Here is a 2,999-nt window from a genome sequence, read left to right as displayed (position 1 = left end):
CCAGGTTTCTCTATCATCACGGACACCTATCAAGAAATCCAGTATCTCATTCATAACAAAATCCTCCACTATCTCTAGTATAGCAAAGGATTCGAACTTAGTTTATGAAACTGTTATCTGAAAACGAAACTTTCTTCATGCGTTTGTCGTGGAGAGGACTCCAGCCTGATGTCAAAGAAACCGACTTGTCCACTCCTTTACTTAATCTAGTTACTATCGGCCCCAAGGCTTAGCGCTCATAAACCATGGCTTGTGCTAAACTAGTACCATCTCCACCAAGTAGGTCTACTAATTTGTAAGCAAATGCCAGACTAGTTCCTGCCCCTCGGCTGGTGATGACATTTCCATCCACTACCACCGTCTCCACTACATACTGACCAGAAGCTATATCTGCTTCTTTACCAGGGTAACACGTATAGCGACGATTGCTCAGTAAGCCTGCCCTTTCTAAGACAATCGGTGCAGCGCAAATGGCTGCGACAAATTTCCCGTTTTTTTCGGCTACTTGTAGAGCTGCAATCAGTTCATCATGGTCACGCAGTTTGACTGAACCCGGCATCCCTCCTGGCAAAACCACCATATCGTAATCTGAAAAATCTCCTGTAAAAACCTTATCTGCTTGGACTTTTATGCCATGGGAACCTTCGATTTCTAAGTCTGTCAAACCTACCATGTCACATGCTATTGAGGCACGGCGCAAAACATCTACAGGGGTCAAGGCTTCTATTTCTTCAAAACCATTTGCTAACACAACTGCTACTTTTTTCATAAACACACCTATCTTTCTACACGTTTTATCGTAATTTTCTTCTCTGTTCGTGACTTATTCCGACGCTGTTCGTTTGACAATGTGTATTGATAACTCATAGACAGCATCAAACCAACACCGATGAGATTGGAAATGATGGATGAGCCACCTTGTGAAATAAAAGGTAGAGGAATCCCCGTCAATGGGAGAACTCCAATAGCTGCACCGATATTTTCAAAGACATGGAACAGCAACATCATAATATAACCGGTCGATACGTAGGTATAAAAACGATTATTGGACTGTAGAGTAATCCGCAACATACGATAAATCAGCAGCGTATAGAGGCCAATCAATGTAACTCCGCCAATAAAACCAAAATTCTCTCCAATTACCGTAAAAATCATGTCACTTTCCCGGACAGGGACCAAGAGATTAGTCTTGTTAAAGCCGATTCCTTTCAATCCACCACTCCCAATAGCAATTAAACTTTGCGCTTGTTGGTAAGTCGTGGATTTGGCATTTTTAAAGGGATCTAGCCAGGCCGCAATACGGTTGATTTTATAGGTATCCATTCCTATATTATATAAAAAGGTTGTTCCGCCAGGAGCAATAAACAAGAGTAAAAATCCGCCTATCAAGACTACTGCACCAATAAATGTAGGTAAGAGAATTTTCCACGAAACTCCTGAAATCAACACCATGCCACTAAAAATGGCAATAAAAACTAAAGAGGTTCCTAAATCTTTTTGAAAGTAGAGCAAACCTAGTACAGGAAGTGTCCATAAGACGAGGTAGGCAATCAGCTGAAAATCTTTTTGAACGTTTCGTATCGGGTATTTTTTCTGAAAGCTGACAATAGTACGAGCCGTCATGATAATGTAAGAAATCTTCATAAATTCAGACGGCTGAAAGAGGGTCACCCCACGGATTGTTACCCAGTTTTTTGCCCCTGTCGAGGCTACTAACTCAGGACTATAAAATACAATTGGAAGCACCATCAATCCTAAACCTAACAAGTACAACAAAGGTGTCATCTGCCATAAAAATTTGGTGCTGAAGAACATCACCAAAAACGCAAAACCAACTCCCACAAAAATCCACATAACCTGCTGTCCCACAATTGTCGCTACATTATTTGGGTAATCTTGGTTGACAGCTATATAAACAGCTACCAAACCAATCAGCAATAAAAAAAAGACAGGTAAAATCAAAGCATAGTCAATCCTGCTCTCTATCGAGCTTTTCTGATTCATCTTCATTCCTCAAACTTTCAATCCATTCGCTCTTCAAGTATAGCAGAAAATACGAAAATTTTGAACTAGGAAGATAGGAAATCTACAATAATATGACCCTACTATAGTTGAACAACTTGACGCCCCTCATACAACTACTATGTGCAGGATATTAAGACAAACTCTTTTTTTACTATTTCGAGTTTATTTCTGCTCTTCTGCTGCTTTTTCTATTTAAAATGGTCAAAGACCACGATAGTTTTATCATCATTAAAAAAACTATCCCAATTTTTAGAAGCGTAAGTTTTGTCCGTTACTTTTAGAAAAAGAAAAGCTATTCCCGATAATAGGAATAGCTTAATAGCAACATTCTTGAGTAATAAATGCGGTTGATTATTTGAGACCGTATTTTTTGTTGAAACGATCCACACGTCCATCTGCTTGCGTGAACTTTTGACGTCCTGTGTAGAATGGGTGTGAGTCTGATGAAATTTCCACACGAATCAATGGATATGTTTCACCTTCAAATTCGATAGTTTCTTTAGAGTTCTTTGTAGAACCGCTAAGGAACTTGTAGCCAGTAGTTGTGTCCATAAAGACAACCGTGCGATATTCTGGATGGATATCTTTTTTCATTTTAAAAATTCCTTTCTGCCATGGACTCTTTGTCGAGCCATAGATAATACCAATATAGTCTACCACATTTTACAATACTTGGCAACTATTTTTTTCTATTTTCTATTGAATCGAGGCACCTGAATCAGCATCCGTTTTGACCTTAGTTCCAAAATAACCTTCAGATGCTCCAGAATCTGTGTCCGTGGATAGATTATTCAGCAGTTGTCCCAAAAGCGACAACTCAATGATGGTATAATCCAATTCCTTCATGTTTATAATTCATTCCTTTCGTTTCACTCAAGGCACAACACTAAATGAAAATGTGTTGTGCTCTTTATTTTGCTCTATAATATAAAATGAGAAGGCCAATCACGACTACAAATCACGGGGAGGAGAGT

The 2,999-nt window shown here is 39.2% G+C and carries 4 protein-coding genes; all 4 read right to left on the bottom strand.

Annotated elements, in window-relative coordinates:
- Window positions 1-229 precede the first annotated feature (229 nt).
- Window positions 230-769 (bottom strand): DJ-1 family glyoxalase III, encoded by a 540-nt coding sequence (locus ABPH35_RS10665; RefSeq protein WP_349989630.1) that lies wholly within the window; start codon window positions 767-769, stop codon window positions 230-232.
- An 8-nt stretch (window positions 770-777) separates the two neighbouring features.
- Complete coding sequence (locus ABPH35_RS10660) at window positions 778-2,010, bottom strand: FtsW/RodA/SpoVE family cell cycle protein (RefSeq protein ID WP_405054587.1); 1,233 nt, start codon at window positions 2,008-2,010, stop codon at window positions 778-780.
- Between the two features lie 366 nt (window positions 2,011-2,376).
- Window positions 2,377-2,619, bottom strand: a complete 243-nt coding sequence (locus ABPH35_RS10655) for a type B 50S ribosomal protein L31 (RefSeq protein WP_067091298.1) — start codon at window positions 2,617-2,619, stop codon at window positions 2,377-2,379.
- A gap of 102 nt (window positions 2,620-2,721) precedes the next feature.
- The gene (locus ABPH35_RS10650; protein WP_349989628.1) at window positions 2,722-2,871 is read right to left on the bottom strand and encodes a hypothetical protein; all 150 of its coding nucleotides are present in this window, start codon (window positions 2,869-2,871) and stop codon (window positions 2,722-2,724) included.
- Window positions 2,872-2,999 lie beyond the last annotated feature (128 nt).

Origin of the sequence: Streptococcus handemini (genome assembly GCF_040984445.1) — a bacterium.
GTDB classification, from domain to species: domain Bacteria; phylum Bacillota; class Bacilli; order Lactobacillales; family Streptococcaceae; genus Streptococcus; species Streptococcus handemini.
Note: the sequence above shows the minus strand (reverse complement) of the source record. Positions and strands in the feature narration are given on the sequence as shown.

Bases quoted from the DNA above. Each gene is read 5' to 3' on its own strand.
- ABPH35_RS10665 (WP_349989630.1), bottom strand. From the start codon at position 769: ATGAAAAAAGTAGCAGTTGTGTTAGCAAATGGTTTTGAAGAAATAGAA.
- ABPH35_RS10660 (WP_405054587.1), bottom strand. From the start codon at position 2,010: ATGAAGATGAATCAGAAAAGCTCGATAGAGAGCAGGATTGACTATGCT.
- ABPH35_RS10655 (WP_067091298.1), bottom strand. From the start codon at position 2,619: ATGAAAAAAGATATCCATCCAGAATATCGCACGGTTGTCTTTATGGAC.
- ABPH35_RS10650 (WP_349989628.1), bottom strand. From the start codon at position 2,871: ATGAAGGAATTGGATTATACCATCATTGAGTTGTCGCTTTTGGGACAA.